The 16519-nt window shown below is 60.1% G+C and carries 15 protein-coding genes; 9 read left to right on the top strand and 6 right to left on the bottom strand.

Translation table 11 applies throughout. The features are described from left to right. Positions 1–641: 641 nt before the first annotated feature. From AB4Y77_RS09080 to AB4Y77_RS09070, 3 genes are all read right to left on the bottom strand, one after another. Entirely contained in the window at positions 642–1181 is a 540-nt protein-coding gene (locus AB4Y77_RS09080; protein ID WP_442013669.1) for an integrase catalytic domain-containing protein, read from the bottom strand. Then, positions 1166–1534, bottom strand: a complete 369-nt coding sequence (locus AB4Y77_RS09075; protein WP_442013668.1) for a hypothetical protein — start codon at positions 1532–1534, stop codon at positions 1166–1168. The genes AB4Y77_RS09080 and AB4Y77_RS09075 overlap by 16 nt, the downstream gene beginning before the upstream one ends. Before the next feature lie 431 nt (positions 1535–1965). Continuing rightward, on the bottom strand, positions 1966–3021 hold the full coding sequence (locus AB4Y77_RS09070) for a hypothetical protein (protein ID WP_442013667.1): 1056 nt from the start codon (positions 3019–3021) through the stop codon (positions 1966–1968). A gap of 621 nt (positions 3022–3642) precedes the next feature. Here AB4Y77_RS09070 and AB4Y77_RS09065 point away from each other — a divergent pair. From AB4Y77_RS09065 to AB4Y77_RS09050, 4 genes are all read left to right on the top strand, one after another. Then, positions 3643–4509 (top strand): HEPN/Toprim-associated domain-containing protein, encoded by an 867-nt coding sequence (locus AB4Y77_RS09065; protein ID WP_442013788.1) that lies wholly within the window; start codon positions 3643–3645, stop codon positions 4507–4509. A gap of 255 nt (positions 4510–4764) precedes the next feature. Beyond that, positions 4765–5856 (top strand): ABC-three component system protein, encoded by a 1092-nt coding sequence (locus AB4Y77_RS09060; protein ID WP_442013666.1) that lies wholly within the window; start codon positions 4765–4767, stop codon positions 5854–5856. Beyond that, entirely contained in the window at positions 5846–6352 is a 507-nt protein-coding gene (locus tag AB4Y77_RS09055) for a three component ABC system middle component (RefSeq protein WP_442013665.1), read from the top strand. The genes AB4Y77_RS09060 and AB4Y77_RS09055 overlap by 11 nt, the downstream gene beginning before the upstream one ends. A gap of 4 nt (positions 6353–6356) precedes the next feature. After that, complete coding sequence (locus AB4Y77_RS09050; protein WP_442013664.1) at positions 6357–8300, top strand: DUF3732 domain-containing protein; 1944 nt, start codon at positions 6357–6359, stop codon at positions 8298–8300. A gap of 157 nt (positions 8301–8457) precedes the next feature. Here the strand turns inward: AB4Y77_RS09050 and AB4Y77_RS09045 are convergent, their stop codons facing one another. The 3 genes from AB4Y77_RS09045 to AB4Y77_RS09035 all read right to left on the bottom strand — a co-directional run bounded on the left by AB4Y77_RS09045 (position 8458) and on the right by AB4Y77_RS09035 (position 9369). Next, positions 8458–8733 carry a hypothetical protein gene (locus AB4Y77_RS09045; RefSeq protein ID WP_442013663.1) on the bottom strand — a complete coding sequence of 92 codons (276 nt, stop codon included), beginning with the start codon at positions 8731–8733 and terminating at the stop codon, positions 8458–8460. A 241-nt stretch (positions 8734–8974) separates the two neighbouring features. Continuing rightward, positions 8975–9106 carry a hypothetical protein gene (locus tag AB4Y77_RS09040; protein WP_442013662.1) on the bottom strand — a complete coding sequence of 44 codons (132 nt, stop codon included), beginning with the start codon at positions 9104–9106 and terminating at the stop codon, positions 8975–8977. Between the two features lie 2 nt (positions 9107–9108). Beyond that, positions 9109–9369, bottom strand: coding sequence for a hypothetical protein (locus AB4Y77_RS09035; RefSeq protein WP_442013661.1), 261 nt, complete (start codon positions 9367–9369; stop codon positions 9109–9111). Between the two features lie 887 nt (positions 9370–10256). Here AB4Y77_RS09035 and AB4Y77_RS09030 point away from each other — a divergent pair. From AB4Y77_RS09030 to allB, 5 genes are all read left to right on the top strand, one after another. Next, positions 10257–11060 (top strand): hydroxypyruvate isomerase family protein, encoded by an 804-nt coding sequence (locus AB4Y77_RS09030; RefSeq protein WP_442013660.1) that lies wholly within the window; start codon positions 10257–10259, stop codon positions 11058–11060. Between the two features lie 116 nt (positions 11061–11176). After that, entirely contained in the window at positions 11177–12085 is a 909-nt protein-coding gene (locus AB4Y77_RS09025) for a 2-hydroxy-3-oxopropionate reductase (protein WP_442013787.1), read from the top strand. Between the two features lie 124 nt (positions 12086–12209). Then, a complete protein-coding gene (gcl, locus tag AB4Y77_RS09020; RefSeq protein WP_442013659.1) occupies positions 12210–13985 on the top strand; it encodes a glyoxylate carboligase in 1776 nt (591 codons plus the stop codon). A gap of 25 nt (positions 13986–14010) precedes the next feature. Continuing rightward, the gene (locus tag AB4Y77_RS09015) at positions 14011–15177 is read left to right on the top strand and encodes a glycerate kinase (RefSeq protein WP_442013658.1); all 1167 of its coding nucleotides are present in this window, start codon (positions 14011–14013) and stop codon (positions 15175–15177) included. Further along, positions 15170–16519 (top strand): allantoinase AllB, encoded by a 1350-nt coding sequence (allB, locus tag AB4Y77_RS09010; protein ID WP_442013657.1) that lies wholly within the window; start codon positions 15170–15172, stop codon positions 16517–16519. The genes AB4Y77_RS09015 and allB overlap by 8 nt, the downstream gene beginning before the upstream one ends.

The following is a 16519-nucleotide window of genomic DNA, read 5'->3' as shown; positions in this document are numbered from 1 at the left end:
GGGTTCCACCCTTGTTGACATCCCTCGCTTCCGCCCACCAGCACGAGTGTCCTTTGGGACGACCCGGCGTACAAAGTAGGCAGTCACGTGCGTCGCCTCTTGGCAATCGGCTCGAGCAGCACGGATCCGAAGCGGCAGTACAGTATCTGGATCCAGCCTACCCACGAATTACAAAGCATCATGAGTGCCAACAACCAGCGATATGGGATAGCTCCGGCAGTTCAACTTCAGTCACCAACAACAAGTGCCCACCAGCACCTAGCTGAAGTAGGCATAACGCGAACCCCGATGCGGCGGTCCCCATATCCCGAACAGCGGAGATCGAAGGTCGCAGGATAGCCAAGGCTGGCAACATTGGGCTCAATAGGCGGCTACGCTGGCCGGGACACCAAAAGGTTGACATGTTCTTTCGCCCGATCATTCAACAGTGGACTCCGCAGGGGCCCCATCCTGGTATCCCATCCCCACCCCCCGTGATGACTCATGTCAAGATGCTCGCGAAAGTGTTGTGCGTGCCTCAGCTATTTCTGCTCGCGTGATTGAGGCTTCCAGAGCCTGTGTTTTCGCGGCGGCGAGGGCGATGACCTGGGTTTGGATTCTGGTGATGCCGCGGGTGAGTTCGGCCGGGTTGGTGGTCGCCATTAGTTCGGCAAGTTCGGTCGCTTTGGCCTCGGTGAGGATCCCGGAGTCGATGACGCGGTGGTATGGGGTCCGTGGTTTGTCATAGATCCGGGTCTTTTGCCGTATTTGTTTGAGCGCCAGCCGATGGCTTTGGTGGTCGCGGTAAAGAGGTTGAGGCGGATTCGGACCAAGGCGTAGAGGGCGTTGAGGAGCTTCAGTTCGGCCGCCGTGTCGTACCGGTAGTGGAAGGCGTGCCGGCGCACGACGTCACCGTTTTTCTGCTCGACGTGAGCGTTGTCGTTGGACTTATACGGCCGTGCACGGGTGAAGTAGATGTCCTTCTTCCCGGCCCACTCGATCATGGCGTAGTTGATGAATTCCCCGCCGTTGTCGGTATCGAGCCCCACCAAGGGAAACGGTAGTCGTGCCACGACCTCATCCATGGCCGCAAGAATCCAGACGTGCGCCCCGTTTCGGACGGCCACGTTCTCGGTCCAGCCGGTGAACACGTCCGTGGCCGTCAGGGTTCGTGCGAATTCCCCGGTCAGGTGGGGCCGCAATGGACGACCAGGTCCGCCTCGATGAAACCGGGGAGCTGTTCGTGCTCGTCGCCGGCCTTACGGACCGTGATCGAATTACGCAGCAGTGGCCCGTCCTTCGTCGCGGAGGGCCCTTTGGGTTTGTCCGCGTCCTTGGTGGGTTTGAGGAGCCGGTCGATCGTGGCCCCGGAGACCTGCATCAACTGCACTCTGACAGCCGGTGTCAGTCTCTTGGCGTCGAGTTCACCAAACGCTTCGAGCTTGGGTAGCCACAGGTCCATGGTCGCGGCCAGATATTCGGGGTTCGAGGATCGCTCGATTACAGTAAGGCTGCAATCATCGCTGCCAGACGATCCCAAGAATGATGCTGCCATTTTCAACCGCCCCGTTTATCGGCGCTCCTTCTGGCATAGCGACCCAGCCGCTAGGGGCGTATCTCAGGGAAAGCTCGCATGCGGTCGATCCAGGGTGTGCCTAAGCTCTTACCGATGTCGGTCCAGTCATGGCCTTAGTAGCGGGCCAGGCGAATCGAAGCTGCTACCTCTCGGCGTGCTTGTTCTGCCCTGTCGGCCTTGTCCCTGACTAGGGCAAAGGGGTCGTTCAAGTAGCCCAGGCCGAACATTCCTTCGTTGCATGGGTCCTCAAAAGCGTCTCCCAGGTGCCTGTAGCTGGTGACAGCTCTGAGGCTTGTTCGGAGTTTAGTCCGTCGAAATCGTTGCTGTTGTCCGGGCCTGTGTATGGGTGTTTTCTCATGCCACCTGCATTCAGAATCCCGTATGTTAGAGACATACAAGGTCACTGGTCTTCATCGAGGATCGAGCGCCTTTCCGAGAGCAGCCAAATAATAGAGGTCGTTTTTCTTGGCCTCGTTAGCTGCGCGTAATGACTTGACGACTGGTGGAGCGAATCCTGCCGCGGCTGTGGTGACGGCCGCTGCGGTGGTGACCACTTCATTCAAACCAATATTTGGTCCTTGGAAGTGAATCAACGCTGCCGCCGTCTCTGCTACCAGTGGTTTGGCAACAGAAAAACCTTCCCACAGTGTTTCTCGCGCGATAGCTGCGCCGCCCACGCGCCGTTGCAGATCCACAACCGAAGGTTGGACCTCTTCAAGCCAGAGGTCGTCGAGTTCGTGCTCTAGAGAGGTGCTGAAGGGACCTGACTTGAGTTTTTGCGAGTAATCCTTGACCGCCCTGCGGTACCGCCCAAGCGGTTCGTCCAGCTGCGCCCGTGCTTCCAGGACGTGACCTACGCTTACGGTCGGAAACGCCGGAAGGCGCGCGATCAAGCCGGTTCCGGTGCCGGCCTTGACCGAACGTGCCACGCCTGTGGGGGACTCCTCGATCATTCCCTCTTCGATCATCCGCCTCACGATCGAGCTCATCTCTTCATCAAGCAGAAGAGCGCTGCCTCTGTCTAAGACGCCTTGAAGCATCTCTCCGTACACCTTGCCCAAGTCGTCTGGAGCGCCATTAAGCAGACCATTGGTCACAGAATGGTTGATCGACAGGAGACCTGAGGAGAGAGCTTCATCGATTTCCGGGTGTCCAGCGTCCAGGAGTTGCTTCTCAATAGGCTGGGTCCCGTGATCGGCAAAGAGTTCATTGAAGTGGGTGGCAAGGGCCTCGTTGCCGGCGAGCTCTGCCGGCGGAAGATTCCGCTTTTCCGTTCTGTTCATTTGCTGAAAACTTTTGAGCTGGTTCAGCATTGCCCGGATGCCAGAGACGTCCATTCCTTGGGATAGATGGCGGAGCTCCTTATCACCCAACCCGCTGAGCAGTGACACATAGGCGGCAGCACCGCTATCAAGTAGTTCATCAAGTCCCGACATCATGCTTGCTGCGGGACTGATCAGCTCCACGTGGTCTGCGTAAAGTAGCGCGGCTCTGACGAGATGAAGATCGGACGCTAGCGTTACCCCCGCGGGGCCTGTTGTTGGTGTGGTGGCGATGACGATCCGGAGAGCACCATCAGTAATTGAGGCAGCAAACTTTGACCGTAATCGCCTGTTTGCCCGCCTGGAGGGCTTTCCCATACAACACCCCAATCGTTCCGAGTCCTTTGTGCATCCTGCCACACATTGAATCCTGCGCTGCGGGTCGAATCATGGTGATCTCATCGGCAGGGGGCCCAGATGACATCGTTCAACTCGCCGTAGAGATTCCCGTACCAGCACCTCCGAGAAACTGATCTCGCTCTGACTAGAAAATCCCCTCCCCCCGCCGTTACTGAGACACTTCACGGCAAGACGACTTAGTGTGACCCTCAAACGCCCAGAAACCGTCGCATCCCGGACTACCGCACCCGCCCCAGCACTGCCTCAAGAAGCATTAGTTTTTCAAGACACAACTTTTCGCTGATGAACAGACTCGATGGAGTGGAGCGAAGTCACGTGTCGTTCAATGACGACTTATTGGGCAGAGCATGCCCTGACGATGCGTAGCGAATGGAGACGCAATGTCAGGATGGAGCCGTGGGAACTATGATCTCGCTGGCACTGAACGGCATCGAAATTGACTGGGGCAAGAACCGGTACTGGAGTGGCCATCATTGGCTTTTCCCGCCAGGGAGCATCACTGAGATTGAGTACCTGTACGCCGGGGGGATTTCAGAGAGAAAGCCAGGATTCCAGACAACCTTGAACGAGTCCTACTTCCGACTATGTCATCTCGGTTACTCGCAGCAGGAGACGAAGACGAAGTTCGAGGCTGCTGTGGCGCGTTGGAACCGCACAGCAGACTTACGCCTCTCTTTCGAGGACTTCCGGAGCGTTCTTGCTGGAGTCGACTTCGCCTCGCTCACGTCGAAGGACCTGGAACCGTACGTCTGGGACTTTAGAGGGTTCTTATTGAACCTTCTCTCGCCATGGGACAGGGAGTATGCATCTCTCGAAGACTTCATTCGAGGCCTGGACGTAGCGCTCACCCTCCGGGTCCTTGCCGAGCGCGTCGAGAACCGTTCATTGCCGCTCCGTTGGCATCATCAGGATCTAGTGGACAGCGGTTGGGTATCACTCGACGACCTGACTGACATTGACCGACCTACCTACATCGTCAACCACACAGTGCTGTACGGACGCCTGCAGGACTACGCCGGTGCCACCAGAGTGGGCGCATTCGACAATTGGCTTGCAAACCGCCATCTCGCTCGCGCAACGTACTACACCGAAATAAGGCCGGACAGCACCCTGGCTGTAAAAAAGACGACCCTGCCCACCGCTGTTCGCAACATGATCCATCACCCGGAGAACCCACACAACCTGCTGTCTGATGACAACCTCCGAGACAGCGTCGAACTTCTTTTGGGGCTTGTGAAACTTCTTTCTACCCCACTTCCCGGCCTTGCTTAGTTCAGCACCACCCCGCATGGACATGTTTGTTCATTCAAACGGCGGCAGTCGCATGAGCTAGAGTCACAGCCAGAGGGGGCTAATTCTGTCGCCCCAGTTGGTATTTGCAGGAACGAGTGTTTCTGCCGAGTTTCCCGGAGGCGTCTTAAAATGACTTCCCATGATGCGTCCTCTAGCGCCATCGGGTACCTCTATCAGACGGATTGGGCCCTTTTAGAGCTCCTGAGAGGAGCTCGGGACCGTCCGGACCAAGCAATGACCATCGAACTTTTCGACGACGTCGCTTGGGAAAAGAATGGCGAAGTGGAGGAACTGCTCCAACTGAAGCATCATCAGCAGTCGGCGGGGAGTCTCTCTGACATGAGCGTTGACTTATGGAAGACACTCAAAGTTTGGCTCGATACCCCGGCTTTCGTGGACGTCGGGGGGCCCCTTCTCACGTTGCTGACTACGAGCGACTGCGGGATTGGAACGGCAGCCTCTCACCTCGGCCCAGGCAGCGATAGAGATCCAGGGCGCGCTTTGGAGCTTCTAAATACAGCAGCGGCCGCATCAACATCATCTACTACTGAGGCAGCACGTCTGAAGTGGATTGAGACACCGCTTTCATCACGAATCTCGATGGTTGAGAGGATTCGTGTCTTGGGAGGCGCGATCCGTATCGATGACGTTGAAAGCCACGTCAGAAGTGAAATTAGTTGGGCACTCCCTATAGGCCAAGAACCGACCTTCCTGGGCCTTCTCTGGCAATGGTGGCGACGCGTCGCCTTAGACCTGCTCCAGAAGAGGCGAGAGCGGGTGGACGTCCTAGAGGCACAGCAGCAGGTTCAAGTCATTCGAGACATGTTCGTACCGGACAATCTGCCGACCCTGGTTGAACTAAGCCAGATTGACGAGGAGACACTTGTGCAAAGCCACGATGCACATATCTTCGTGCATCAACTTCGTTGGGTGAATGTCGGGACAACGCACCTTCGTAAAGCGGTCGGCGACTACTATCGGGCCGTGACCCAGACGACGGAGTGGATTGACCGCTCGCTCATCGGGCTAAACGAGCTTGGTACTTTCGAAGATAACCTCGTGGACGAGTGGGAGCGCGCCTACGCGGACATGATGGAGGACCTAGATTCAGATGCCGACCAAGCCTCGCGCCAAACCGTCGGGCGGGAGCTCTGGCGTACGCTTCGGGACTCGACGGCAGTGGCAGTCCGCAGCCGTTACACGGATACCTTCTTCGCCCGCGGCAAGCGACATGAATTGGCTGACAGACACCTGATCGGTTGGCATCCAGATTTTGAGGACCGGGTGCAGACTCTCCTCGCGGGGAGGCTCCCTGATGGCCAATAGCCTTCCCGGACTCAGCGAATGGGATTCCCGGTCTCCCGTCGTAGCAACAATGCTCAACCCTGCCTTGTTTGCAGCCATATTCGCTGCCTCTGCCGAAGAGTACGAACGGCGCGCCGGCAAGAGTATGCCGTGGGAACTGGTTTTCATCATTGCTCCACTCGTCCTGCACCACGACACCCGTGCTGCTCTGCCCCGGACAACGGCTTCGCATCTGTCAGCCTGGATTGCGAATCATCCAACTATCCACGCTGGGTTTCCAGAACGGGCCAAAACGATGGTCCCCCATGTTAAGGAAGGGCTTCGATTTGCGCTGAGAGAGGGCGTTATCGATGTCGACGAAGCTGGTTTTTTTAAGGGCTCTCTGCCGGCGAAAGCCCGGCCCGCCAATACTGGCGACGTAAGAGATATTGTCAGAGCTGCGGCGTTTCTGGGGAGATGGCTCACAAAGATCGAAAGGTCATCTACGGTATACGGCTATTTCGGCGTGACACCATAAGACCGTGCAGCTACTGAATATCACCCTTTACAACCACGATGGCCGTGAGCGATCCGTCAGGTTCAAGCCGGGCTCACTCAACATCGTGACTGGCGAGTCCCGAACGGGCAAAAGCGCTCTCTTGACGATCGTCGACTATTGTTTGGGACGCGATGGCGCCAAAGTTCCCGCTGGACCGATTTCCAACACGGTGGCTTGGTTTGGCACTTTATGGCAGTTGGGACCTGGATCACGGGCATTTTTGGCACGTCCTTCGATGAAGGCAACCGCTTCCTCGAATTCGCGTGCCATGCTTGAGTTTGGCGGAGACGATCTCGATGGCTTTCAGCTTCGTGATCTTGAAGTCAATACTGATTCCGATGCCCTTCGGTCCCAGGTGGGGCTTCGGATCGGTATGCCGGAGGTTCGTTTCGAACCATCCCAGTATTCGACACGGTCTCCTTACTCCATCGGGCTCGGCAGCGCTGCCCTTTTTTGCTTTCAAGGTCAAGATGAAATAGCCAGCAGGAGTCTGCTTTTTCACCGACAGGCTGAGAGAGGAATTGACCAGACGCTCAAGGATGCCCTGCCGTTTTTCTTGGGAGCTTTGCAGGAAGACCAAGCCGCCAAGCGCGCTCAACTTCGCGATGCTCGTAGAGAATTACGAAGGGCAGAACTAACGTTGACCGACGCTGAGTCTAGTGCGCAGACGACGGACATCACTCTGCAGGCACTCCTCTCTGAAGCGCACTCAGCAGGGATGACTGACAGCCCATCAGCTCCAGATATACAAACTACGGTCGCCGTTCTCAGTAGCATTCGGTTTTCAGGGTCCAAAGATCTAGATCGAAATTCCGACGTTCGGTCCCAGGATGCACGGCGTGAAATTGAAGGACAAAGGACTGAGCTGCGACAACAGATGAAGCAACTGTTGTCGGAACGTGAGCTCCTACTCGACTTCCGCAGCGGCGAAGGAAGTTACCAGCGGTCCGTGGCTCTACAGACAGGGCGAATGACCAGTCTGGATCTCTTACGGGCCGGACACAAAGGCCCGCAGACCGACGAGGAGACAGATCACTGCCCCGTTTGCAGCCAGAAACTTGGAACTCCGGATCCCAAGGCGAGCCAACTGGAACAACGACTGGCTGAGCTTAGGAAGGAGCTAGTATCTCTGGCTGCCGCAGAACCGAACCGTCGGGCTGCCCTCATTCGTTTGGAGAATTCCGTTTCGGAGTTGCGCGTGCAACTCCAGGCACTGGATAGAGCATTGGAGACGGTGAATCTTCGCGGCAATGAAGCGAGAACGGTCAGTGACGCCGAGAGCCGCGATTTTATTCGCGGTCGCATAGATGCCATTCTCGGTCGACATTCCTACATCGACAATAACCATCTGGGCGTTCTCAAGCGACAAGCCGAAGCAGCAAGGGCGAGAATGATCGCTCTTGAGCAAGAGCTCGATGATGATGAGGCCCGTGAGCAGTTAACATCAAGATTGGTCGCCTTGGGCCGCGACATGACAGCATTCGCCGAGAAGCTGGCACTCGAACATGCTGAAAAAGGAGTCCGCCTCGATCTGGCCAAACTCACGGTCGTTGTCGACAGCGAAACCGGCCCAATACCTATGCACGGTATTGGCAGCGCAGCGAATTCGATCGGGTATCACCTCGTCACCCATCTGGCACTCCACAGGTTCTTTACCCGGCAAAACCGACCAGTTCCACGGTTTCTAATGCTTGATCAACCGACTCAGGCATACTACGAGTCGGAAGAAGAGAAGCGCTCAGGGAAGCCGTCCGACCGAACGGCCGTGCTGGCAATGTTCCGGCTCATGAAAGACATCGTTGAAGAACTCGCGCCCGATTTTCAAATCATTGTCAGCGATCACGCCGACCTTTCAGAAGAATGGTTTGCGGAGTCAGTTGTACACAACTGGAGGGACGACAAGCTTGTCCCTCTCAGCTGGCTCTAGGCCGTCGGGACAAAGACACATAGTGCCAGTGTTTCCTCCTTGGCTCACCGTTCGTACCCGCTCATTGCTGGTGCTGCTGGTTCAGGGCCGGCGATTGGGCTTTCGTTGCGGCAGCTCCTGGGGGCTGCAGAGCCCGGTTGTTGCGGGAATGATGCCTTCATGAGGCGTTGCATCTTCTCCAAGCGCGGATCACCTTCGGGAGCGGCGTCGGGCTGTGTTTGTCTTCCGGTTTTAATGCGTCGGCCATGAGCTGGTCGACGCGTTCCGTGTTGTCTTGGGCAGCCTTAAGCGCTGCGGCGTGCTTGAACGGTTCTGCAAGCGCCTTGTCCGCTTGCTCGATGCGGGTGAGGGCTTCTTGACGTCGTGTCTCGACGTCGGCAGCGAGCCGAGGCAACGAAGACACCCTGTTTTCGAGTTGCTTGATGGTGCCCACGTCAGCTGCCAGCAAGCCCTTGCGGGATATCTGTGTGGTCGCCCTGGGCACACCCTCGAGACGTACCTCTACCGCGGAGCGGTCGAGGTCCCGTCCGGGGACAGCTTGGCGCGGAGTTCGTGGCCTCCGAGAGTGGCGAGGGTACCCAGCTCGTCGTATCCGTAGAGGTTCATAACCGGTGTCCCTGCCGGCCGGCCCATGCTCGGAGTGCTTCGGCAGCGCCGGTACTGCCGTCCAGGGTCTACCCGCCGATGGTTGCTTTGAAAACATCCGCTGTCGTGTCCACGGTCCGCGCCGCAGCGGCGTGGATCAGTGGAAGGTCGTGGGCTGCCGCGTCGGCTGCGGCCTGTTCTCCGCGTTCGGCGTGGCTCACCGCTACCAGGTTCCGGTTGTACGCCCGGTCCAGGCGGGACAGGCGGGCCAGTTCCTGGTCCGCGACGGCCTTTCCAGGACCAGCGGGTTGCCGCTGGTGATGGCTTTGGCTTGGGCGAAGTTCAGGGTGTTATCCCCGATGCCAATGGCCAGGTCAAAGTGGCCCGTGGGCAGTGTCCGCGAAGGACTCCTCCCGGACAGTTGCCTCGAGGTAGAGGGCTTGGGAAATGGCGGAGATGGTGGGTCCAGCTCGACGCCGGTCATCTCAGCGGACTCGGGGGGAATCCGCTGAAGGTTCCGACTCCGGATCCCGGTTCCAGCACGTTGCCACCGTCGAATCCAAGTTCCTGCACGGCTGCCCACATGGCCTTCACCTAGGCGGCGTCGTTGTAATGAGCGTTGATGGTGGAGCGGCGGGCTGCGTCGTACTTGGCCTCGGTCAGGAGGCTCCAGGTGTTCACGATCCTCGGCCTTGTCTTCTTCCTTGGCCGCATCGAAGATTTGGAACACGGATTGCCGGTTTATCGTGGCCCCAGAGACCCGCATCAGCTGCACCCGGACGGGCGGTGTCAGCCGCTTGCTATCGAGTTCACCAAACGCTTCGAGCTTGGGTAGCCGCAGGTCCATGGTCGCGACCAGATATTTGCCCGAGGGCATCCCTGCCGGCCGCCACACACCGATCAAGACTTTAAGCGTGTCATACCCATAGGTTCGTCCCCGAGGCTTCCGTACCGCCACCCCCGCAGGGCCTTGCGCTTGCGCGCAGTGAAAAGCGCCCGCCGGTCGTTTGCTCTGGACGAGCCCGTATCGGCGACCAGTTCTTCCAGAACCAATCCCTTGGCGTTCTTCGACGACTTCGCATAATCGGCTGCGTACTTCTTCGTGATTTCCCTACGCAGGTCCATCCCTCATCGTCACCGCCGTGCCCACAGCGGCCGTGATTTCGCGGGCGTTTCTCAAATGAGGCACGCACCCCGTTTCGCGAGCACTATTCATGAGTCTCGTCGCCCCCTTGACTCCCACCCCCACCTTCCCTAAACTTTTCATAAAGCAGAATCTAAATTCCACAAAGCGGAAACTGAGGCCAAGCACCAAGGCAGCGGCCAAGCAGCAGGAAGATAGATCAAAGCCCCTCCTCGGAAGGACCTACGATGACGTACACAGTGAACTGCTCCATCCTCCTGACGGAGCTGCCCTTGCTCGAGCGCCCCGCCGCCGCGAAGGCAGCCGGTTTTGACGCCGTCGAGTTCTGGTGGCCCTTCGAGACCTCCGTCCCCACCGACGCCCAAGTGACCGAATTCGAGAACGCCATCAAGGACGCCGGCGTTCAGCTCACGGGCTTGAACTTCAATGCCGGCAACATGCCCGGCGGCGACCGCGGCCTGGTTTCCTGGAAGGGACGTTGCTCCGAGTTCAAGGACAACATCGACGTCGTAGCCGGCATCGGTGAGCGCCTGGGCTGCAAGGCCTTCAACGCCCTCTACGGCAACCGCCAGGACGAGTTCACCCCTGAAGAGCAGGACGAACTCGCCGCCAAGAACCTCGCCGCAGCAGCAGAAGGCGTCGCCCGTATCGGCGGCACCGTCCTCCTCGAGCCGGTCAGCGGTGCACCCAAGTACCCGCTCCTCACCGCCGAAGACGCACTCAAGGTCATCGCCCGCGTCAAGGCAGAGTCCGGCGCACAGAACATCAAGCTCCTCGCCGACTTCTACCACCTGGCAGTCAACGGCGACGACGTCGAATCCGTCATCGAAAACCACGCCAAAGACTTCGGCCACATCCAGATCGCCGACAACCCCGGCCGCGGCGCTCCCGGAACCGGCACGCTCCCTCTCGGCGAATGGATCGCCCGCAGCCGCGAACTCGGCTACGACGGCTACATCGGCCTCGAGTACAAGGAACCGCAGGAATCGGCTTTCAGCTGGGCCATCCGCCAGCGCGCCAACGCCAACTAAGCCCCGCGCACCCAACTAGGGGACAGCAAATGCTCCACAGAGCGCTCAATACGACGCTTACTGTCCCCTAGTTGGGTAAGCACACCTGAGTTAATACACACGGACTCAAAGCACACATACAGACTTCCCCAGAAAGAGAACCACAAATGAGCAACGTTGCAGTCATCGGACTCGGAATCATGGGCCTCCCCATGGCCATCAACCTCGTCAAGGCCGGCCACACGGTCACCGGTTTCAACCGCAGCCAGGACAAGATCGACAAGCTCGTCTCCGAGGGCGGCCAGGGTGCCACAAGCATCGCGGACGCAGTCAAGGATGCCGACGTCGTCATCACCATGGTCCCGGACTCCCCCGATGTTGAGGGTGTAGTCAGCGGCAAGGACGGCGTCTTCGCCAACGCGAAGAAGGGCACCATCTGGATCGACGCATCCAGCATCCGCCCGGACGTCGCCAAGCGCCTCTCGGATGAGGCCACAAAAGCTGGTATCCGCCCCTTGGATGCCCCGGTGAGTGGCGGCGAACAGGGCGCCATCGACGCCGTCCTGTCCATCATGGTCGGCGGGGAGGCTGCAGACTTCGAGGCAGCACAGGATGTCCTCAACGCAGTGGGCAAAACCATCGTCCACGTGGGCCCGTCCGGCTCCGGCCAGACCGTCAAGGCAGCCAACCAGCTGATCGTGGCCGTCAACATCCAGGTCCTCGGCGAGGCCATCGCCTTCCTCGAGGCTTACGGCGTAGACACCGACGCAGCACTGAAGGTCCTCGGCGGCGGCTTGGCCGGCTCCAAGGTCCTCGAGCAGAAGGGTCAGAAGATGCTGGACCGCAACTTCGACCCCGGCTTCCGCCTGGCCCTCCACCACAAGGACCTCGGCATCGTCACCTCCGCAGCCCGCGAAGCCAACGTCGCTGTCCCGCTCGGCGCAGTCGTCGCCCAGCTCGTCGCCGCAACCGTCAACCAGGGCGATGGCGGCCTCGACCACTCGGGCCTCTTCAAGCAGGTCCTCCAGCTCAGCGGCCGTAAGTAAGCCCAAAGGCACCAAGCAACAAAAGCAGGGAACCCGCCGTCGTACTTAAACGACGGCGGCTCCCTCACCACACCCAAAAACACCACAGACTTCGCCCGCAAGGGCAAAAAACAAGGAGTACACCATGGCAAAGATGCGCACCGTTGATGCGGCCGTAGCCATCCTGGAAAAGGAAGGCGCAACCGAAGCTTTCGGTCTGCCCGGCGCAGCGATCAACCCCTTCTACTCAGCAATGCGTGCCCACGGCGGCATCCGCCACACGCTGGCCCGCCACGTTGAAGGCGCCAGCCACATGGCTGACGGCTACAGCCGCGCAGCTGATGGCAACATCGGCATCTGCATCGGCACGTCAGGCCCCGCTGGCACGGACATGATCACTGGCCTGTACGCAGCATGGGCTGACTCCATCCCCATGCTCTGCATCACCGGCCAGGCACCCGTTGCCAAGCTGCACAAGGAAGACTTCCAGGCTGTGGACATCGAGTCCATCGCCAAGCCGTTGACCAAGTTCGCCATGACCATCCTGGAGCCGGGCCAGGTTCCCGGCGCTTTCCAGAAGGCTTTCCAGCTGATGCGTTCGGGTCGCCCGGGCCCGGTTCTGCTGGACCTGCCCATCGATGTTCAGATGGCCGAGATCGAGTTCGACATCGACACCTACGAGCCCCTGCCGGTTGAGAAGCCCAAGGCTTCCCGCAAGCAGCTGGAAAAGGCTTTGGACCTGCTGACCGCAGCCCAGCACCCGCTGATCGTTGCCGGTGGCGGCATCATCAACGCAGGCGCTTCTGCTCAGTTGGTTGAGCTGGCCGAGATCCTGAACGTTCCCGTGATCCCCACCCTGATGGGCTGGGGCACCATCCCGGACGACCACCATCTGATGGCTGGCATGGTTGGCCTGCAGACCTCGCACCGCTACGGCAACGAGACGTTCCTGCAGAGCGACTTCGTTATCGGTATCGGCAACCGTTGGGCCAACCGTCACACCGGCGGCCTGGACACCTACACGGCTGGCCGTAAGTTCGTGCACATCGACATTGAGCCGACGCAGATCGGTCGCGTTTTCTCGCCGGACTTGGGCATCGCGTCCGACGCCGGTGCGGCGCTGGACGGTCTGTTGGAGCTGGCTCGCGAACGCCAGGCTGCCAAGACCCTGCCGGACTACTCAGGCTGGGTTGCCGAATGCCAGGAGCGCAAGGGCTCCCTGCACCGCAAGACCAACTTCGACAACGTGCCCATCAAGCCGCAGCGCGTGTACCAGGAGATGAACAAGGCCTTCGGCCGCGACACCACTTACGTGTCCACCATTGGCCTGTCGCAGATCGCCGGCGCACAGATGCTGCACGTGTTCGGTGCCCGCAAGTGGATCAACGCAGGCCAGGCCGGCCCGCTGGGTTGGACCGGTCCCGCCGCACTGGGCGTGGTTCGTGGAACCCCGGACGCCACTGTTGTTGCCCTGTCCGGTGACTACGACTTCCAGTTCATGATCGAGGAACTGGCCGTTGGCGCACAGTTCAACCTGCCGTACATCCACGTTGTGGTGAACAACAGCTACCTGGGCCTGATCCGTCAGAGCCAGCGCGGCTTCAACATGGAACAGAACGTTTCCCTGGCCTTCGAGAACATCAACTCCCCGGAGACCAACGGCTACGGCGTGGACCACATCAAGGTTGCCGAGGGCTTGGGCGTCAAGGCCATCCGCGTTGAGGACCCCAACGATCTGCCTGCCGCTTTCGACAAGGCCAAGGCACTGATGGGCGAGTTCAAGGTTCCCGTGGTTGTTGAAGTGATCCTGGAAAAGATCACCAACATCTCCATGGGCGTTGAGATCAGCGGCGTGAACGAGTTCGAAGAGTTGGCAGAAACCGCGGCGGATGCTCCCACCGCGATCCTGACCAAAGCGTAAGTAAGTAAAGGAAGGAGGCACCGGAATGCGTGTTGTTATCGCCCCGGACAAATTCAAGGGCTCGCTGTCCGCGCCCGACGTCGCCGAGCACCTGGCAACAGGTCTGCTGGCGGGGTTCGGCCACGGTATTCAGGCAACACGCATTCCGGTGGCCGACGGCGGCGAAGGAACCATCGACGCCGCCATCGGCTCCGGCTTCACCCGCCGGACCACCACCGTCACCGGCCCGCTCGGCGAGCCAGTGAAGGCCGATTTTGCAGTGCGGGACCAGGAAGCTGTCATCGAAATGGCGGCAGCTTCCGGTCTCGCCCTCCTGCCGGACGGTCCCACGTCCGAGACGGCCAAGACAGCCACCAGCATCGGCACGGGCGAACTGATCCGGGCCGCGCTGGATCTCGGCTGCCGCAAGATCATCCTGGGTGTCGGCGGCAGCGCCAACACCGACGCCGGCGCAGGAGTCCTGCAGGGCCTCGGCGCCGTGTTCGTGGACAAGGACGGCAACGAGCTCCCCGGCGGCGGTGCAGCTCTGGCCCAGCTGGACAGCATCGACTTCTCCAACTTCGACGTCCGCGTTGAGGCAACGGAGTTCGTGTTGGCGTCCGACGTCGACAATCCCCTTTTGGGGGCCAGCGGAGCCCCAGCCATCTTCGGTCCGCAGAAGGGCGCGACGCCGGACGACGTCGCCGAACTGGACGCAGCAGCAAGCCACTTCGTCGACGTCCTCGCAGCCACCACCGGGCAACATGCCAAGTACGCAGCCAAGGCGGAAGGCGCTGGAGCGGCAGGCGGCGTTGGCTACATTGCCATCGCGGCACTGAAGGCAGAACGGCGGCCGGGCATCGACGTCGTGCTTGAATTCACTGAACTCGAGCACAGGCTGAAGGGCGCCGATCTGGTGATCACCGGAGAAGGCAGCCTGGATGAGCAAAGCCTGCTCGGCAAGACCCCCATGGGCGTCTCCCGGGCGGCGCAACGGAACGGGGTTCCCGTGATCGCAGTGTGCGGCCGGAGTACCCTGAGCCGTGAACAACTCACGGACGCCGGCTTCCACACGGTCCATGCCCTGACCGATCTGGAAAAAGATGTCCAAAAATGTATCGCTGAAGCAGGTCCTTTGCTTGAACAATTAGGTAAGCACATAGGCGTGTACCTGGCGGAACGGACCGAAAACAAGGAGTACCTCAATGTCTGAAGCAATCGGCGCCTATGACCTCGTTATCCGGGGCCAGCGCATCCTGACCACCGCAGGCCTCGCAGCCCGCGAAGTTGGCATCCGCGATGGCGTCATCGTCGCCATCGAACCCCTGGGCAACGGCCTGACGGGCAATGAGGTCATCGAACTCTCAGACGACGAAACCCTCATCCCCGGCCTGGTGGACACCCACGTCCACGTCAACGAGCCCGGCCGCACCGAGTGGGAAGGCTTCGCCTCCGCCACCCGTGCCGCAGCTGCCGGTGGCGTGACCACCATCATCGACATGCCGCTGAACAGCATCCCGCCCACCACCAGCGTGGACGGCCTGGAGCAGAAGCGCGTGGTCGCCAAGGACCAGGCGTTCGTTGACGTCGGATTCTGGGGCGGTGCCATCCCGGGCAACAAGAGCGACCTCCGCCCGCTGCACGACGAAGGCGTTTTCGGCTTCAAGTGCTTCCTCCTGCACTCCGGCGTGGACGAGTTCCCGCACCTGGACGCGGATGAGATGGAAGAGGACATGGCTGAGCTCAAGTCCTTCGACTCCCTCATGATCGTGCACGCCGAGGACTCCCACGCGATCGACCGCGCCCCGCACCCGGGCGGCGATCACTACGAAACCTTCTTGGCTTCCCGCCCCCGCGGCGCCGAGAACAAGGCCATCGCCGAGGTCATCGAACGCGCACGCTGGACCGGCGCCCGCGCCCACATCCTGCACCTTTCTTCCTCAGACGCACTGCCGATGATCGCCTCAGCAAAGCGCGACGGCGTCAACCTCACCGTTGAGACGTGCCCGCACTACCTGACGCTCATGGCCGAAGAAATCCCCGACGGCGCCACAGCCTACAAGTGCTGCCCGCCCATCCGTGAGGCCTCCAACCGCGAGCTCCTCTGGAAGGGCCTGCAGGACGGCACCATCGACTGCATCGTCTCGGACCACTCCCCGTCCACCCTGGATCTGAAGGACCTGGAAAACGGCGACTTCGCCGTGGCATGGGGCGGCGTTTCCTCGCTCCAGCTGGGCCTGTCCCTGATCTGGACCGAAGCCCGCCACCGCGGCATCCCGCTGGAACAGGTGGTCTCCTGGATGGCCGAGAAGCCCGCCGCTTTGGCCCGCCTGCACAACAAGGGCCAGCTCGCGCTGGGCTACGACGCCGACTTCTCCATCTTCGCCCCGGACGAAGCATTCGTTGTGGACGTCACCAAGCTCAAGCACAAGAACCCGATCACGCCGTACGACGGCCGTCCGCTGGCCGGCGTCGTCCGCAAGACCTACCTGCGCGGCACCCCGATCGACGGCCAGAACCCCGGCGGCAAGCTCCTGCGCCGCGGCAACGTTTAG

Origin of the sequence: Paenarthrobacter sp. YAF11_1, assembly GCF_052113445.1 — a bacterium.
Classification (GTDB): Bacteria; Actinomycetota; Actinomycetes; order Actinomycetales; family Micrococcaceae; genus Arthrobacter.
The sequence above is the reverse complement of the archived record's forward strand: the minus strand, read 5'-3'. Positions and strand labels throughout refer to the sequence as shown.

What these genes read in the sequence shown, in the direction of transcription:
- AB4Y77_RS09075 (WP_442013668.1), bottom strand. Translation starts at nt 1,534, where the DNA reads ATGGCAGCATCATTCTTGGGATCGTCTGGCAGCGATGATTGCAGCCTT.
- AB4Y77_RS09065 (WP_442013788.1), top strand. Translation starts at nt 3,643, where the DNA reads ATGATCTCGCTGGCACTGAACGGCATCGAAATTGACTGGGGCAAGAAC.
- AB4Y77_RS09060 (WP_442013666.1), top strand. Translation starts at nt 4,765, where the DNA reads ATGACCATCGAACTTTTCGACGACGTCGCTTGGGAAAAGAATGGCGAA.
- AB4Y77_RS09055 (WP_442013665.1), top strand. Translation starts at nt 5,846, where the DNA reads ATGGCCAATAGCCTTCCCGGACTCAGCGAATGGGATTCCCGGTCTCCC.
- AB4Y77_RS09035 (WP_442013661.1), bottom strand. Translation starts at nt 9,369, where the DNA reads ATGACCGGCGTCGAGCTGGACCCACCATCTCCGCCATTTCCCAAGCCC.
- AB4Y77_RS09030 (WP_442013660.1), top strand. Translation starts at nt 10,257, where the DNA reads ATGACGTACACAGTGAACTGCTCCATCCTCCTGACGGAGCTGCCCTTG.
- gcl (WP_442013659.1), top strand. Translation starts at nt 12,210, where the DNA reads ATGGCAAAGATGCGCACCGTTGATGCGGCCGTAGCCATCCTGGAAAAG.
- AB4Y77_RS09015 (WP_442013658.1), top strand. Translation starts at nt 14,011, where the DNA reads ATGCGTGTTGTTATCGCCCCGGACAAATTCAAGGGCTCGCTGTCCGCG.
- allB (WP_442013657.1), top strand. Translation starts at nt 15,170, where the DNA reads ATGTCTGAAGCAATCGGCGCCTATGACCTCGTTATCCGGGGCCAGCGC.